This window comes from Corynebacterium auris (genome assembly GCF_030408575.1).
GTDB classification, from domain to species: domain Bacteria; phylum Actinomycetota; class Actinomycetes; order Mycobacteriales; family Mycobacteriaceae; genus Corynebacterium; species Corynebacterium auris.
Window position 1 is genome coordinate 655,349 of sequence record NZ_CP047047.1, and the last position, 15,771, is coordinate 671,119.

The following is a 15,771-nucleotide window of genomic DNA, read 5'->3' on the forward strand; positions in this document are numbered from 1 at the left end:
ACCGAAAGGAAACCAATGTCCCACAAGTACCGCGTCCAAAACCCGGTGAACAACGAGGTCCTCGAGACCTTCGAGACCGCGACCGACGAGCAGATCCAAGACATCCTGAACCGCTCCGAGAAGGCGTTCGAGACGTGGCGCCGGACCTCCTACGAGGAGCGCGCGCAGATCGTCAGCAAGGCGGCGCAGCTTCTCAAGGAGCGCGCGAATGAGCTGGCGGAGATCGCGGCCAAGGAGATGGGCAAGCCCGTCCCTGAGGGCGCGTGGGAGATGGAGTTCTCCGGCGACATCCTGCAGTTCTACGCGGACCACGCCGCGGAGCACTCCGCCGACAAGAAGGTGGACATCCCCGGGGGTAAGGCCGTCGTCCGCCGCCTGCCGCTGGGCACGCTTCTGGGCATCATGCCGTGGAACTACCCGATCTACCAGATCGCGCGTTTCGCGGGCCCGAACCTCATGAACGGTAACTGCATCATCCTCAAGCACGCGGATATCACGCCGAAGTCCGCCGCAGCCTTCGAGCAGCTGCTGAAGGACGCCGGCCTGCCGGACGGCGTGTACATCAACGTCTACGCCACGCACGACCAGATTTCGACGATCATCGCGCACCCGAGCGTCCAGGGAGTGTCCCTCACCGGCTCCGAGCGCGCCGGGCAGAAGATCGCGGAGATCGCGGGCCGGAACCTGAAGAAGGTCGTCCTCGAGCTCGGCGGCACGGACCCGTACATCATCCTCGACGCCGCAGACGTCAAGGCTGCGGCCCAGGACGCGTGGGACAAGCGCGTTTCCAACGCCGGCCAGGCGTGCACCTCCAACAAGCGCATCATTGTCATGGAGGACATCTACGATCAGTTCGTCGATGAGATGGTTGCCATCGCCCAGAGCTACACCAAGGGTGACCCCAGCACCCCGGGCGCGGGCGAGTACTTCCCGATGTCCTCGCGCCACGCGGCCGAGGGGCTCCACGAGCAGGTGCAGCGCGCGGTGGGCGCGGGGGCGAACCTGCGCACCGGCGGCGAGATCGACGACTCGACGGCGTACTTCTCCCCGGCGGTCCTCACCGACGTGCCGGTGGGCAGCGAGTCCTACTACGAGGAGTTCTTCGGCCCCGTCGCCGAGATCTACAAGGTCTCCTCGGAGGAGGAAGCCGTCTCGCTGGCGAACGATTCCCTGTACGGCCTCGGCGGCGCCGTGTTCTCGGAGGACACTGACCGCGCGGTCAAGGTCGCGGACCAGATCGAGACCGGCATGATCCACGTGAACCTCGGCCAGGCCTTCTCGCCGGTGCTGCCCTTCGGTGGCGTGAAGCGCTCCGGCTTCGGCCGTGAGCTGTCGGTGTTTGCTCTCGACGAGTTCGTGAACAAGCAGTACCTCTACGTCAACGACTAGAGCAGCCAGCCCGCTTCTGCGCGCCCCGCCTCCCGCACTGAAAAGTAGTCACGTGCCGGGGGCGGGGCGCTTTTCAATTAACTACCGGCCCACCCGTAACAGGTAGGGTGAAACGGGTGATTAGGTTTTCGGACGTTACCAAGATCTACCCGACCTCGACCAGGCCGGCGCTGGACAACGTCTCCTTCGAGATCGGGGACGGCGAGTTCGTCTTCCTCATCGGCCCGTCCGGCTCGGGAAAGTCCACCTTCCTGCAGCTGATGATCCGTGAGGAGAACCTCACCAGCGGCGACATCTACTTCAACGACTTCCACGTCAACGAGCTCAAGGGCCGCGAGATCAACCGGCTGCGCCAATCCATCGGCTACGTCTTCCAGGACTTCCGCCTGCTGCCCAAGCTCAGCGTCTACGACAACGTGGCGTTCGCGCTGGAGGTGACGGGCAAGTCCAAGGCGAAGATCGCCAAGCTCGTGCCCGAGGCGCTGGAGCTCGTCGGCCTCGACGCCAAGGCGACACGCATGCCCAACGAGCTCTCCGGCGGTGAGCAGCAGCGCGTGGCTATCGCCCGCGCCTTCGTCGATAGGCCGCCGCTCGTGCTTGCCGACGAACCCACGGGCAACCTGGATCCCGCCACCGCCGACGAGATCATGGTCCTTCTGGCGCGCATCAACCGCCTTGGTTCGACGGTGGTGATGTCCACCCACAACGCGCGCGCCGTCGACGACATGCGCCGGCGCGTCATGGAGCTGCACCTGGGCAAGCTGGTCCGCGATGACGCCCACGGGGTCTACGGAACGGAGGGACGCTGATGAACTGGGGGTTTATCTTCCGCGAGGGTGCGCGCGGCCTGGGCCGCAACATCACGATGACGATCGCCCTGGTGATCACCACGGCGCTGTCGCTGACCCTGGTGGGGGCCGGCATCATGATCTCCCAGGCCACCGCGGATACGAAGGACCTCTACCTCGACCGCGTGGAGGTCATGATCGAGCTCGACGAGGCGACCTCGGCCACCGACACCGAGTGCTCGAGCGCGGAGTGCCAGGAAGTGCGCGACCAGTTGCAGGGCGACGAGCGCGTGGAGCAGGTGACCTTCCGCTCGCGCGAGCAGTCCTACGAGCGCTTCGTGGAGCTGTTCCAAGATACTGAGCCCGAGCTCGTGCGCGAGACGAGCCCTGAGGCTCTGCCGGCGGCGCTGCACGTGCGGCTGGTGGACCCCTCGGATACGGCGCCCATCGACGAGATCCGCGACCTGCCCCAGGTGGCCACCGTCACCGACCAGGCCGATACGGTGCGCGAAGCCGCGGGGACCATGGACACCTTCCGCAACGTCGCCTTCCTCGTCGCGGCGGCGCAGGCGCTCGCCGCGGTCCTGCTCATCGCCAATATGGTGCAGTTGGCAGCGTTTAACCGGCGCGAGCAAATCAGCATCATGCGCATGGTCGGCGCCTCCCGCTGGTTCACGCAGGCTCCCTTCGTCCTTGAGGCGGTTCTCTCCGTGCTCATCGGCGGCGTGCTGGGCACGCTGCTGGCGTGGGCGGGCAAGCGTTTCGTGGTGGATCCTATGCTGAGCGACCTGTACGCGGCACAGTTGATTGCTCCCACCCCGGATTCAGCGGTGTGGGTGATCATGCCGCTGGTTACCCTCGCCGCCGTGGTTATCGGCGGGGTCGCAGCGCAGGTGGCACTGCGTAGTTACGTGCGCAAGTAAGCCGGTAAACTGGCACGGACCATGGCCAAGAAGAAGATAAAGAAGACGCCTGGGGCGGTGATCGCCTCCAACCGGAAGGCGCGCCACGACTACACCATCCTGGACACCTACGAGGCAGGGATCGCGCTCGTGGGCACGGAGATCAAGTCCCTGCGTGAGGGACGTGCCAGCCTCGTGGAGGCCTTCGCCACTGTGGACAAGGGCGAGGTGTGGCTGCGCAATCTCCATATCCCGGAGTATTCGCGCGGTTCGTGGACGAACCACAGCCCGCGGCGGACCCGCAAGCTCTTGCTGCACCGCCGCGAGATTGACTCGCTCGAGGGCAGGATCAAGGACGGCAACCGCACGCTCGTGCCCCTCTCCCTCTACCTCAAGGAGGGCAAGGTGAAGGTCGAGCTGGGCCTCGCCCAAGGCAAGCAGGACTACGACAAGCGCCAGGCCATCAAGCGCCGCACCGAGGACCGGGAGATCGCCCGCGACCTCGGGCGCAAGTTCAAGGGGATTAAGGCATGAAGAAGGCACTCATCACGGGGGCGTCGCGAGGCATCGGCCGCGCGATCGCCGAGGAACTGGGACGCGACCACCACATCTACGCTGGGGCGAGCAGCGACGCGAGCGAGATCGTGGCCGCGCTGCCGTCCGCGGAGCCCTTCGAGGTGGATCTGCGCGACGCGGCCGCCATCCGCCGCGCCGCCGCCGACATAGATTCCCTCGACGTGCTTATCCACGCCGCCGGGTTGTTTCCCAAGGGGAGCTTCGCAGAGCTTTCCGACGCCCAATGGCGCGAGACTTTCGAGGTCAACGTCTTCGCCGGTATCGAGCTCACCCGCGCCCTGCTGCCCGCGCTGCGGCGCTCGAACGGGCTGCTGCTCACCATCAACTCGGGTGCGGGCTTTATGGGGGTCGACGGCGGGACTGCCTACTGCGCCTCCAAGTTCGCGCTGCGCGGTTTTACCGAGGCGCTGCGCCTGGAGGAAAAGAGGCGCATCCGCGTCACGTCCCTCCACCCCGGCCGCACGGATACGGACATGATCGCCGCCGATCAGTCGGGCTCGAAGATGTCGGCTACAGAGGTGGCCAAGGCCGCCCGCTTGGCGGTTGACGCGGAGGCGACCGTCGAGTTCTTGCGTATTGCTCCCTGACGGGTTAGAGTTATCTCTCCTACGGTTCATGCATGACCCGCCGTAGGCAATGGGGATGATTTTGGTTTCGACTCCGTTGACCAAACCAGGGGAAGCGTGCCGGTGCAGGCTGGAGACCACCGTGAGCGTCGCAGCAAACAATAAACGCAGAGAAGAACTCTCAGCGTGACTACGCCCTCGCTGCCTAAGTAGCGACCGCGTGTCTGTCAGGCCGGGCTCGTCCCCGTCCCGGTACCTGGCATCGACTTAGGGGACTAGCCTTCCGGCCTTGTTGGTGGGGCTCGGAAGGGACACCTCACGCCAACTGGGCCCGTCATCCGGACATGTTTGCCTGATCCGGAGGGCCGAGTAGAGGCGCAGTGCAAACTGCGCACGGAGAAGCCCTGGTGCGGTGACGGAGGACCCGGGTTCAATTCCCGGCATCTCCACGCGTGAAGCAGCCCCAGGCCAGCAATGGCCTGGGGCTGCTTCTATTTGGGCCGGCCGGGGGAGACTTCGAAAAGCGTTGGCCCCGGTTGCTCGTATCCTGGCCCTATGGTTGAGACGAACCCGCTTTTTACGCTGTCGGACCTTTCGCACACGCAGCTGCCCGGCTTCGCCCGGACGTTCCGGCGCGGCGAGCTGACGGTGGGGCTGACGCTGCCGATCGAGGCCGGTGCGGAGGCGGACCCGCTCGACGGCCTGGAAAACCAGGTGCGGCTGGTGCGCAAGGCGGAACAGGCGGGCTTTGCGGCTGTGTGGGTGCGCGACATCCCGTTGCGGGTGGAGACCTTCGGCGACGTCGGCCAGGTGTGGGACCCGTGGATGTACCTGTCGTACCTAGCGGCGCGCACGCGCGAGATCGCTCTGGGGACGGCGGCGATCGTGGTGCCCTTCCAGCATCCGCTCTTGCTGGCGAAGAGGGCCGCGACGCTCGACCGCCTCTCCGCTGGGCGCTTCCTCATGGGGGTCGCCACCGGCGACCGGCCCGAGGAGTTCCCGGCGTTCGGGCAGGACCGGGGGACCAGGGGCGACGTGCTCGCGGAGCACCTGCGCGTTTACACCGAGGCGCTGACCACCAGCTGGACGCCGCTGCGCTGGTCGGGCGGGAAGATGGGAGGCGCGGATGTGGTGCCGAAGCCCCTGGCGCGCGAGGTGCCGCTTTTGGCAACGGGTTCGCTCCAGCAGTCGATGCGCTGGCGCGCCGAGAATACGCACGGCTGGCTGATGTACCACAAAGGCCTTGAGGTGCAGAAGGTGAACGTGCGCAACTGGAACGAGGCGGTGGTCGAGGCCGGCGGGCAGTGGAAGCCCTTCGCGGAATCGCTGTGGGTGGACCTCCACCCGGACCCCGACGCGCCGGCGGAGGGGCACACCTTCGGGTACCGGCTGGGGCGCAACGCGCTGCGGCGGCTGCTCGAGGCGCAGCGCGAGATCGGCATGAGCCACGTGATGGTCAACTTCCGGGCGTCCGCGCGTGACGCGGAGGAGCAGATCGAGGAGTTCGCCGAGCACGTCCTGCCGGCCTTTACCCCCGCACGTTGATTTTAGAAACACTCGTGTACTGTAAATACGTATCCCGCCGGCGGTAAGGTTTGGCTTAGCTATGGCGGGGCTGTAAGTTTTGCTGGGTAGTTACTACTCACCTGTACGAAAAGAAGGAGTACGATCCATGTCTCGTTTCCCTAAGCGCATGGCGCTGCTGGCGGTTGCCGTCGCAACCTCGCTCGGCCTGGCCAGCTGCGCCGACGATGGTGCGCAGCAGCAGGCGGAGCCGACCACGTCGAGCGCCGAGGAGCAGGGCGCCGAAGCCCAGGGCACCGTCACCGTCGAAGACAACACCGGCACCAAGGAGGTGCCCAGCCCGCCGGAGCGCGTCGTCGCCCTGGATAACCGCTCCTTCGAGATCCTCGACAACTGGGGCATCCAGCCCGTCGCTGCCGCGCGCGCCATCGTGCCCACCACGATCCCGGGCATCGGCGACGACGAGGACATCGTCGACATCGGCAACCACCGCGAGCCGAACCTGGAGGCCATCGTGGCCGCCGACCCGGACGTCGTGGTCTCCGGCCAGCGCTTCCAGCAGCACAACGAGGAGATCGAGCGCCTCGTCCCCGAGACCGCGGTGATCGACTTCGAGCCGCGCGACGGCGAGCCCTTCGACGCCGAGCTCATCCGCCACGCCCAGGCCCTCGGCGAGGTCTTCGACAAGCAGGAGGAGGCCCAGAAGCTTGTCGACGACTTCAATGCCGCCATCGAACGAGCCAAGGACGCCTACAACCCCGAGCAGACCGTCATGGCCCTGAACGTCTCCGGCGGCGAGATCGGCTACGTCGCCCCGACCGTCGGCCGCACCTGGGGGCCGATCTTCGACCTGCTCGGCCTGACGCCGGCCCTCGAGGTCGAAAACGCCACCGACGATCACCAGGGTGATGACATCTCCGTGGAGACCATCGCCCAGTCCAACCCGGACTGGCTGCTCATCCTCGACCGCGACGCCGGCACCCGGACGGACGAGGGCTCCCCGGCGGCCCTGCAGGTCATCTCGGATTCCGCTCCGCTGCAGAACGTGACCGCCGTGCAGGATGGCCAGATCTACGTGGCCCCGAACGACACCTACACCAACGAGTCGATCATCACCTACACTGAGATCCTCAACGCACTGGCTGAGGCTTTCGAATCCGCTAACTAATGTCACGCACGACCACCACCGACACCCGCTGGAAGCTTCCAGCGGGTGTTGCCGCTGTTGTCGCCCTGCTCGCCGTCTCCCTGTTCGTGGGCCAGTACGACATCTGGCGTAACGCCGACGGCTGGGAGATGTTCCAGGCCACGCGCGTCCCGCGCACCATTGCGCTCGTGCTCGCGGGCGCCGCGATGGCGATGAGCGGGCTGATCATGCAGATGCTCACCCAGAACCGCTTTGTCGAGCCGACGACCACCGGCACGACCGAGTGGGCCGGGCTGGGCCTGTTGACCACCCTGATCCTGCTGCCCGGGGCATCGATCCTCACGCGCATGATCGTGGCCGTCGCCTTCGCGTTCGTGGGCACGATGGTGTTCTTCGCGTTTTTGCGCCGGGTGAAGCTGCGCTCCTCGCTCATCGTGCCCATCGTGGGCATCATGCTCGGGGCCGTGGTCAGCTCGGTGTCCACGTTCTTCGCGCTGCAGACGAACCTGCTGCAGTCGCTCGGCGTGTGGTTCGCCGGCTCGTTCACCAGCGTGATCACCGGGCAGTACGAGGTGCTGTGGATCGTGCTCATCGTGGTGGTGGCCGTGTTCTTCTACGCCGACAAGCTCACCGTCGCCGGGCTGGGGGAGGACGTGGCCACCAACGTGGGGCTGAACTACAACCGCGTGGTGCTCGTGGGTACGGGCCTTGTCGCCGTGGCCACCGGCGTGGTCACGGTCGTGGTGGGCAACCTGCCCTTCCTCGGGCTCATCGTGCCCAACCTCATCTCGATGGCGCGTGGCGACGACCTGCGTTCCAACCTGCCGTGGGTGTGCCTGCTCGGTATCGCCATCGTGACGGTGTGTGACCTGCTCGGAAGGACAATCATCGCCCCCTTCGAGATGCCGGTTTCGGTGATCCTCGGGGTCGTCGGTGCTGTCGTGTTCGTCGTCTTGATTGTGAGGAAGACGCGTCGTGGGAAGTAGCGTGAGGAATGTCGGCGCCTTTCAGACGTCGACAAGCAAGAGGCGGTACTGGGTCGTCTTCGGGCTCCTGGTGCTCCTGGCCGTGTTTTTCGTCGTCGGGCTGATCGCGTACGAAAACCCGGTGGAGTACGGCACCGCCGGCTACTGGCTCATCGTGGAGCGGCGGATGAACTCGGTGGTGGCCATGGCGATCGTGGCCTTGTGCCAGGCCGTGGCCACGGTGGCCTTCCAAACCGTGACCAACAATCGGATCCTCACCCCTTCCATCATGGGGTTCGAAGCGCTGTACGTGACCATCCACACAGCCACCGTCTACTTCTTCGGTGCCGCCGGTCTGATCAACGCCCGTACGACGACCACCTTCGTCGTGCAGCTCGTGCTCATGGTGGGGCTTTCGCTGATCTTGTACACGTGGCTGTTGCTGGATTCGAACTCGAACATGCACGCCATGCTCCTGGTCGGCGTGGTGCTCGGCGGCGGCCTGGCCTCGCTGTCGACGTTTATGCAGCGCATGCTCACCCCCAGCGAGTTCGACGTGCTGACGGCCCGGATGTTCGGCTCGGTCAACAACGCCGACCCGGATTACTACCCGGTCGCCGTGCCGCTTGTCATCGTCGCGGTGGCGCTGATGTACGCCAACTCGCGCCGACTCAACGTTCTTGCGCTGGGGCGCGACGTAGCGCTCAACCTGGGGGTTAACCACCGGGGCCACGCGATTTTCACACTGGTGCTCGTCGCGGTGCTCATGGCCGTTTCCACCGCCCTGGTGGGGCCGATGACCTTCCTCGGGTTCCTCGTGGCGACCCTTGCGTACCAGTTCAGCGACACTTACGATCACCGCTATATCTTGCCGATGGCCTTCCTACTCGGGTTCGTCATCCTCTCGGGCGCGTACTTCATCATGAACCACATCTTTTACGCGCAGGGCGTGGTGTCCATCATCATCGAGCTCGTCGGGGGCCTTACCTTCCTCGTCGTCATCCTCAGAAAGGGCCGCTTGTGATTACGCTTACCGACGTCCGCAAGGACTACGGCGACGACGTCGCCATCGGGCCGGTCAACCTGCAGATCCCCGCCGGGGGCATCACGGCCCTGGTCGGGCCGAACGGCGCGGGGAAATCGACGCTGCTCACGATGATCGGGCGCCTGCTCGCCGTCGACTCCGGCACCGTGGAGATCGCCCAGATGGACGTGACGTCCACCAAGTCGAAAGACCTGGCCAAGATCATCTCGATCCTGCGGCAGGAAAACCACTTCGTCACCCGCCTGACGGTGCGCCAGCTCGTCGGCTTCGGCCGCTTCCCCTACACGCAGGGGCGGCTCAACGCCGAAGACGAGCAAATCATCTCGAAATACATCGACTTCCTCGGGCTAAAGCCGCTGGAGAACCGCTACCTCGACCAGCTCTCCGGCGGTCAGCGCCAGCGCGCCTACGTAGCGATGGTGCTGTGCCAGGAAACCGAGTACGTCCTGCTCGACGAGCCGCTGAACAACCTGGACATCGCCCACTCCGTGGACATGATGCGCCACCTCTACGACGCGGCGCGTGACCTGGGGCGCACGATCATCATCGTGCTGCACGACATCAACTACGCCGCGCGCTACGCCGACTACATCTGCGCGGCGAAGGACGGGCAGATCGCCGCCTTTGGCACCCCCGCCGAGATCATGCGCGACGACCTGCTCACGGAGATCTTCAACACCGAGATCAAAGTGATCGACGGGCCGCACGGCCCCATCGCCGCGTACCACTGAGCCCTCGCTTGTCGACGTGGTGTGTGGTGTGTTGTTTTTTGTGGGTTGTGCTGGGGGTTTGTGTTGTGTGTGGGGTGGGGGTTAGTGTTTTGTTTCGTCGCCGTGAGGCGAGTGAGGGTTGATAATTACAGAGTTGGTTGCCGGAGTTAACGTTGAGTTTGACTTGTGGTTACCGGTTGTGTAGATTGACTCTTTGCTGCTTGGGTGGCCCGGTTGGGTTGCTTGGGTGTGCGTGTGTTGTGTGAGAACTCGATAGTGTGCCAATGTACTTTTGTTTGTGGGTTGGTTGTGTGCTGCTTGCGCTGGCTGCTGCTGTTTTGTGGTGGTGGTTGGTGTGTGCCGGCGGGTGGTGTCTGAACCATTGATGGGATGCTGCTTTGTTGGTGTTTGTGGTGCGTGATTGATTCGCGTTTTTGCAGATACTTTGTGCCGCCCCCCGTTTTTTGTTGTGCCCTCGTCGGGTTGGGGGGTGGTTGGTAATTTTTGGATGGCCAGTTCTGCTGTAGTCCTGCCTGTGTTGGTGGGGTTGTGGTGGTGTTGGTTTGTTTTGGTTGGGTTTGGGCTTTTCACGGCCTGTTTCTTGTCGAAACTTTTTGTGGAGAGTTTGATCCTGGCTCAGGATGAACGCTGGCGGCGTGCTTAACACATGCAAGTCGAACGGAAAGGCTCCCGCTTGCGGGGGTACTCGAGTGGCGAACGGGTGAGTAACACGTGGGTGATCTGCCCTGTACTTCGGGATAAGCCTGGGAAACTGGGTCTAATACTGGATAGGACTGCTGGTTGGTGCTGGTGGTGGAAAGCTTTTGCGGTATGGGATGAGCTCGCGGCCTATCAGCTTGTTGGTGGGGTAATGGCCTACCAAGGCGTCGACGGGTAGCCGGCCTGAGAGGGTGTACGGCCACATTGGGACTGAGATACGGCCCAGACTCCTACGGGAGGCAGCAGTGGGGAATATTGCACAATGGGCGCAAGCCTGATGCAGCGACGCCGCGTGGGGGATGACGGCCTTCGGGTTGTAAACTCCTTTCGCCAGGGACGAAGCGTTTTGTGACGGTACCTGGATAAGAAGCACCGGCTAACTACGTGCCAGCAGCCGCGGTAATACGTAGGGTGCGAGCGTTGTCCGGAATTACTGGGCGTAAAGAGCTCGTAGGTGGTTTGTCGCGTCGTTTGTGTAAGTCCATGGCTTAACTGTGGGACTGCAGGCGATACGGGCATAACTTGAGTGCTGTAGGGGAGACTGGAATTCCTGGTGTAGCGGTGAAATGCGCAGATATCAGGAGGAACACCGATGGCGAAGGCAGGTCTCTGGGCAGTAACTGACGCTGAGGAGCGAAAGCATGGGTAGCGAACAGGATTAGATACCCTGGTAGTCCATGCCGTAAACGGTGGGCGCTAGGTGTGAGCCTCTTCCACGGGGTTCGTGCCGTAGCTAACGCATTAAGCGCCCCGCCTGGGGAGTACGGCCGCAAGGCTAAAACTCAAAGGAATTGACGGGGGCCCGCACAAGCGGCGGAGCATGTGGATTAATTCGATGCAACGCGAAGAACCTTACCTGGGCTTGACATGCACTGGATCGGGCCAGAGATGGTCTTTCCCTTTGTGGCTGGTGTGCAGGTGGTGCATGGTTGTCGTCAGCTCGTGTCGTGAGATGTTGGGTTAAGTCCCGCAACGAGCGCAACCCTTGTCTTATGTTGCCAGCATTTGGTTGGGGACTCATGAGAGACTGCCGGGGTTAACTCGGAGGAAGGTGGGGATGACGTCAAATCATCATGCCCCTTATGTCCAGGGCTTCACACATGCTACAATGGTCGGTACAGCGCGTGTGCGATACTGTGAGGTGGAGCTAATCGCTAGAAAGCCGGTCGTAGTTCGGATTGGGGTCTGCAACTCGACCCCATGAAGTCGGAGTCGCTAGTAATCGCAGATCAGCAACGCTGCGGTGAATACGTTCCCGGGCCTTGTACACACCGCCCGTCACGTCATGAAAGTTGGTAACACCCGAAGCCAGTGGCCTGTCATGGGAGCTGTCGAAGGTGGGATCGGCGATTGGGACGAAGTCGTAACAAGGTAGCCGTACCGGAAGGTGCGGCTGGATCACCTCCTTTCTAAGGAGTTTTTGTTTTTTGTGTGCCCTGCAAGGGTTTTGTGGGGTGTGGGTGGTTGAGTGCCCGTGTGTGGTGCTGCCACTGTTTGTAAAGTCCGGGTGGACACATGCCGGCGCGGAAGGATAGGTTTCGCGCGTTGTGTGGGTGGTGTGCGACCTGTTCCTGCAAGCATTGTGAGTGTGTTGGTGCGCTGTTGGGTGTCTGGGACTTCACGCGTTGTGTGTTGTTTCATGGCTTGCGCTCTTGTGTGCTGCTGCTGTTGTGTGGTGGTGCGGGGGTGTGGGTGTGGTGTGTGAGAACTGTATAGTGGACGCGAGCATCTTTATTCTTGTGTTTTTTGTGTTGTGTTTGTTGTTCAAGGGCGTACGGTGGATGCCTTGGCATGCTGAGCCGATGAAGGACGTGTGAGGCTGCGTTAAGCCTCGGGGAGTTGCCAACTGAGCGTTGATCCGAGGATGTCCGAATGGGGAAACCTGGCACCGGTTGTGTGGTGTTACCCGCAGGTGAATTCATAGTCTGTGTGGGGGTTGACGCGGGGAAGTGAAACATCTCAGTACCCGTAGGAGAAGAAAACAAGTGTGATTCCGTTAGTAGTGGCGAGCGAAGGCGGATGAGGCTAAACCATGTGTGTGTGATACCTGGCAGGGGTTGCGCATGTGGGGTTGTGGGGATGCATGGGCAGGCACTGTCATGTCTGCGCGTTTGTGTGTGTGTTAGCGGAAGTTGCCTGGGATGGTGCGCCGTAGTGGGTGAGAGCCCCTGTACGTGAAGGCATGCATGGAGGCGTTTTGTGTTTCCCGAGTAGCAGCGGGCTCGTGGAATCTGTTGTGAATCTGCCGGGACCACCCGGTAAGCCTAAATACTCAGTGTGACCGATAGTGGATAGTACCGTGAGGGAATGGTGAAAAGTACCCCGGGAGGGGAGTGAAATAGTTCCTGAAACCGTGCGCTTACAATCCGTCAGAGCATCTCTTGTGTGTGATGGCGTGCCTTTTGAAGAATGAGCCTGCGAGTCAGCGGCATGTCGCGAGGTTAACCCGTTGGTGGGGTAGTCGTAGCGAAAGCGAATCCTCATGGGGTGTTGTTAGTGGCATGTCCTGGACCCGAAGCGGGGTGATCTACCCATGGCCAGTGTGAAGCAGCTGTAAGAGGTTGTGGAGGCGCGAACCCACTTAGGTTGAAAACTGAGGGGATGAGTTGTGGGTAGGGGTGAAAGGCCAATCAAACTCCGTGATAGCTGGTTCTCCCCGAAATGCATTTAGGTGCAGCGTCATGTTAGCTTGCCGGAGGTAGAGCTACTGGTTGGTTGAGCGGGACTATCATCTTAGCAATGTCAGCCAAACTCCGAATGCCGGTTGAAGTGGTGCATGGCAGTGAGACTGTGGGGGATAAGCTTCATAGTCGAGAGGGAAACAGCCCAGATCGCCGGTTAAGGCCCCTAAGGGTGTACTAAGTGGAAAAGGATGTGGGATCGCGAAGACAGCCAGGAGGTTGGCTTAGAAGCAGCCATCCTTGAAAGAGTGCGTAATAGCTCACTGGTCGAGTGGTTCCGCGCCGACAATTCAGTGGGGCTCAAGTACACCGCCGAAGCCGCGGCAGGCACACCTTGTGGTGTGTTTGGGTAGGGGAGCGTCGTGCATGGGGTGAAGCAGTACCGTAAGGGGTTGTGGACTGTGTGCGAGTGAGAATGCAGGCATGAGTAACGAGTGGTAAGTGAGAATCTTATCCGCCGGATGACTAAGGGTTCCTGGGTCAAGTTCGTCTTCCCAGGGTGAGTCGGGTCCTAAGGCGAGGCCGACAGGCGTAGTCGATGGTTAACGGGTTGATATTCCCGTACCCGTGTATACGCGCCCAAGTGCGAGGCGGTGATACTAACCATGTTGCGCTGTACTATTTACACGGCCTTTGGTTGTGTGTGGTGTGGTGTGATGTGGGGCCTGATCCGTAGTAGTGCAGTGATGGGGTGACGCAGGAAGGTAGCCACGCCGTTTAATGGATTGCGGTGTAAGCGTGTGGCACGGGCCTTTGTGAAATGCGGGGCCCTTTATGTGTGAGGCGTGATGCGTAGCCCCTGGTGGGTGATGGTGGTGATCCTATGCTGTCGAGAAAAGCCTCTAGCGAGTGTGTACACGGCCCGTACCCGAAACCGACACAGGTAGTCAGGTAGAGAATACTAAGGCGGTCGGGTGAACTGTGGTTAAGGAACTCGGCAAATTACCCCCGTAACTTCGGGAGAAGGGGGACCATGTGCGGTGCGCTGCTTGTACGGTGGTGGTGCTGTGTGTGGTCGCAGAGAATAGAGGGGAGCGACTGTTTATCAAAAACACAGGTCCATGCGAAGACTTCACGTTGATGTATATGGACTGACGCCTGCCCGGTGCTGGAAGGTTAAGAGGACCTGTTAGGCCGTTTGTGGTCGAAGCGGAGAATTTAAGCCCCAGTAAACGGCGGTGGTAACTATAACCATCCTAAGGTAGCGAAATTCCTTGTCGGGTAAGTTCCGACCTGCACGAATGGCGTAACGACTCCCCTGCTGTCTCAACCACAGGCCCGGTGAAATTGCAGTACGAGTAAAGATGCTCGTTTCGCGCGGCAGGACGAAAAGACCCCGGGACCTTCACTATAGCTTGGTATTGGTGTTCGGTGCGGTTTGTGTAGGATAGGTGGGAGACTGTGAAGCGGCTACGCTAGTGGTTGTGGAGTCGTTGTTGAAATACCACTCTGACCGTAGTGGATACCTTAACCTTGGCCCATGATCTGGGTTGGGGACAGTGCCTGGTGGGTAGTTTAACTGGGGCGGTTGCCTCCCAAAGAGTAACGGAGGCGCCCAAAGGTTCCCTCAGCCTGGTTGGCAATCAGGTGGCGAGTGTAAGTGCACAAGGGAGCTTGACTGCGAGACTGGCTAGTCGAGCAGGGACGAAAGTCGGGGCTAGTGATCCGGCACCTACTTGTGGATGTGGTGTCGCTCAACGGATAAAAGGTACCCCGGGGATAACAGGCTGATCTTCCCCAAGAGTCCATATCGACGGGATGGTTTGGCACCTCGATGTCGGCTCGTCGCATCCTGGGGCTGGAGTAGGTCCCAAGGGTTGGGCTGTTCGCCCATTAAAGCGGCACGCGAGCTGGGTTCAGAACGTCGTGAGACAGTTCGGTCTCTATCCGCCGCGCGCGTTGAAACTTGAAGAAGGCTGTCCCTAGTACGAGAGGACCGGGACGGACGTACCTCTGGTGTGCCAGTTGTTCCGCCAGGAGCACGGCTGGTTGGCTACGTACGGAAGGGATAACCGCTGAAAGCATCTAAGCGGGAAGCCTGTTTTAAGATGAGGTTTCATTCGAGGTTCCCCACAGACGATGGGGTTGATAGGCCGGATCTGGACACGCAGCAATGCGTGAAGGTGACCGGTACTAATACACCAAAAACCAACACAACCCAAACAAAAAGAACACGACGAACCGTGCACGCGTCCACTATGCAGTATCTGACACACCACCCCTATACACACGCGGGCCAACAAAAAACACATCATGGTGTTCATAGAGTCCCACGACTGTGTCGGTGGTTGATGGCGGCGGGGAAACGCCCGGACCCATTCCGAACCCGGAAGCTAAGCCCGCCCGCGCTGATGGTACTGCCCCCGGGAGGGGGTGGGAGAGTAAGTTACCGCCGACCCAACAACTTCACAAAAACACAAGGCAGCGGAAAACCCCAACCGGGTGACCGCTGCCTTTTGTTGTGTCTCACCCCGCGTAGCCGGGTGTCGACACGCTAACGTTTTCACCTGAGAGCGGGTCGGTAAAAGAAAGGCCCACCGCGCACAGAAGCATCGGTGCGGAAAAGTCCTCCTCACCGAAACCACGCACCGTGGGGACACGTTCATCATTGGCGCGCTGAAGGAAACCTCGATGCAACACGAGGAGCGCGCTGGTCTTGTTCGTGATACGGCGGTCGCTCCCAAAAACCGCTAGCACGTCAGCGCTCCTCGTAAAGAGCGCCCTGCGGTCGACCATTTTGGGGCTGAAGTGACACGTC

The 15,771-nt window shown here is 61.7% G+C and carries 11 protein-coding genes, 3 rRNA genes and 1 other RNA gene; 14 read left to right on the forward strand and 1 reads right to left on the reverse strand.

Annotated elements, in window-relative coordinates; translation table 11 throughout:
• The first annotated feature begins 15 nt into the window (after nt 1-15).
• From CAURIS_RS03165 to CAURIS_RS03215, 11 genes are all read left to right on the forward strand, one after another.
• Nucleotides 16-1,389, forward strand: coding sequence for an NAD-dependent succinate-semialdehyde dehydrogenase (locus CAURIS_RS03165; RefSeq protein WP_290342782.1), 1,374 nt, complete (start codon nt 16-18; stop codon nt 1,387-1,389).
• Between the two features lie 116 nt (nt 1,390-1,505).
• Nucleotides 1,506-2,198 (forward strand): cell division ATP-binding protein FtsE, encoded by a 693-nt coding sequence (locus tag CAURIS_RS03170; RefSeq protein WP_290342783.1) that lies wholly within the window; start codon nt 1,506-1,508, stop codon nt 2,196-2,198.
• Nucleotides 2,198-3,100 (forward strand): permease-like cell division protein FtsX, encoded by a 903-nt coding sequence (ftsX, locus tag CAURIS_RS03175; protein ID WP_290342784.1) that lies wholly within the window; start codon nt 2,198-2,200, stop codon nt 3,098-3,100. The genes CAURIS_RS03170 and ftsX overlap by 1 nt, the downstream gene beginning before the upstream one ends.
• A gap of 21 nt (nt 3,101-3,121) precedes the next feature.
• Nucleotides 3,122-3,613, forward strand: coding sequence for an SsrA-binding protein SmpB (smpB, locus tag CAURIS_RS03180; protein WP_290342785.1), 492 nt, complete (start codon nt 3,122-3,124; stop codon nt 3,611-3,613).
• The gene (locus tag CAURIS_RS03185) at nt 3,610-4,242 is read left to right on the forward strand and encodes an SDR family oxidoreductase (RefSeq protein ID WP_290342786.1); all 633 of its coding nucleotides are present in this window, start codon (nt 3,610-3,612) and stop codon (nt 4,240-4,242) included. The genes smpB and CAURIS_RS03185 overlap by 4 nt, the downstream gene beginning before the upstream one ends.
• 51 nt (nt 4,243-4,293) lie before the next feature.
• Nucleotides 4,294-4,673, forward strand: a transfer-messenger RNA (tmRNA) gene (gene ssrA / locus CAURIS_RS03190).
• 103 nt (nt 4,674-4,776) lie between these two features.
• Nucleotides 4,777-5,766 (forward strand): LLM class oxidoreductase, encoded by a 990-nt coding sequence (locus CAURIS_RS03195; protein ID WP_290342787.1) that lies wholly within the window; start codon nt 4,777-4,779, stop codon nt 5,764-5,766.
• 127 nt (nt 5,767-5,893) lie between these two features.
• Nucleotides 5,894-6,913, forward strand: coding sequence for a siderophore ABC transporter substrate-binding protein (locus CAURIS_RS03200; protein ID WP_290342788.1), 1,020 nt, complete (start codon nt 5,894-5,896; stop codon nt 6,911-6,913).
• Nucleotides 6,913-7,878 carry an ABC transporter permease gene (locus CAURIS_RS03205; RefSeq protein WP_290342789.1) on the forward strand — a complete coding sequence of 322 codons (966 nt, stop codon included), beginning with the start codon at nt 6,913-6,915 and terminating at the stop codon, nt 7,876-7,878. The genes CAURIS_RS03200 and CAURIS_RS03205 overlap by 1 nt, the downstream gene beginning before the upstream one ends.
• The gene (locus tag CAURIS_RS03210; RefSeq protein ID WP_290342790.1) at nt 7,868-8,881 is read left to right on the forward strand and encodes an iron chelate uptake ABC transporter family permease subunit; all 1,014 of its coding nucleotides are present in this window, start codon (nt 7,868-7,870) and stop codon (nt 8,879-8,881) included. Before CAURIS_RS03205 ends, CAURIS_RS03210 begins: the two co-directional genes overlap by 11 nt.
• A complete protein-coding gene (locus tag CAURIS_RS03215) occupies nt 8,878-9,633 on the forward strand; it encodes an iron ABC transporter ATP-binding protein (protein WP_290342791.1) in 756 nt (251 codons plus the stop codon). The genes CAURIS_RS03210 and CAURIS_RS03215 overlap by 4 nt, the downstream gene beginning before the upstream one ends.
• Nucleotides 9,634-9,714: 81 nt before the next feature.
• Here the strand turns inward: CAURIS_RS03215 and CAURIS_RS03220 are convergent, their stop codons facing one another.
• A complete protein-coding gene (locus tag CAURIS_RS03220) occupies nt 9,715-10,203 on the reverse strand; it encodes a hypothetical protein (RefSeq protein WP_290342792.1) in 489 nt (162 codons plus the stop codon).
• Nucleotides 10,204-10,225: 22 nt separating this feature from the next.
• Between CAURIS_RS03220 and CAURIS_RS03225 the strand changes: the two genes are divergently transcribed.
• The 3 genes from CAURIS_RS03225 to rrf all read left to right on the forward strand — a co-directional run bounded on the left by CAURIS_RS03225 (nt 10,226) and on the right by rrf (nt 15,411).
• A 16S ribosomal RNA gene (locus CAURIS_RS03225) occupies nt 10,226-11,741 on the forward strand.
• Between the two features lie 344 nt (nt 11,742-12,085).
• Nucleotides 12,086-15,170, forward strand: a 23S ribosomal RNA gene (locus tag CAURIS_RS03230).
• Between the two features lie 123 nt (nt 15,171-15,293).
• Nucleotides 15,294-15,411: ribosomal RNA gene (rrf, locus tag CAURIS_RS03235) — 5S ribosomal RNA — on the forward strand.
• The 16S, 23S and 5S rRNA genes sit together here, the layout of an rRNA operon.
• Nucleotides 15,412-15,771: the final 360 nt, after the last annotated feature.

Coding starts and splice junctions, on each gene's coding strand:
- CAURIS_RS03165 (WP_290342782.1), top strand. CDS start 16: ATGTCCCACAAGTACCGCGTCCAAAACCCGGTGAACAACGAGGTCCTC.
- ftsX (WP_290342784.1), top strand. CDS start 2,198: ATGAACTGGGGGTTTATCTTCCGCGAGGGTGCGCGCGGCCTGGGCCGC.
- smpB (WP_290342785.1), top strand. CDS start 3,122: ATGGCCAAGAAGAAGATAAAGAAGACGCCTGGGGCGGTGATCGCCTCC.
- CAURIS_RS03185 (WP_290342786.1), top strand. CDS start 3,610: ATGAAGAAGGCACTCATCACGGGGGCGTCGCGAGGCATCGGCCGCGCG.
- CAURIS_RS03195 (WP_290342787.1), top strand. CDS start 4,777: ATGGTTGAGACGAACCCGCTTTTTACGCTGTCGGACCTTTCGCACACG.
- CAURIS_RS03200 (WP_290342788.1), top strand. CDS start 5,894: ATGTCTCGTTTCCCTAAGCGCATGGCGCTGCTGGCGGTTGCCGTCGCA.
- CAURIS_RS03205 (WP_290342789.1), top strand. CDS start 6,913: ATGTCACGCACGACCACCACCGACACCCGCTGGAAGCTTCCAGCGGGT.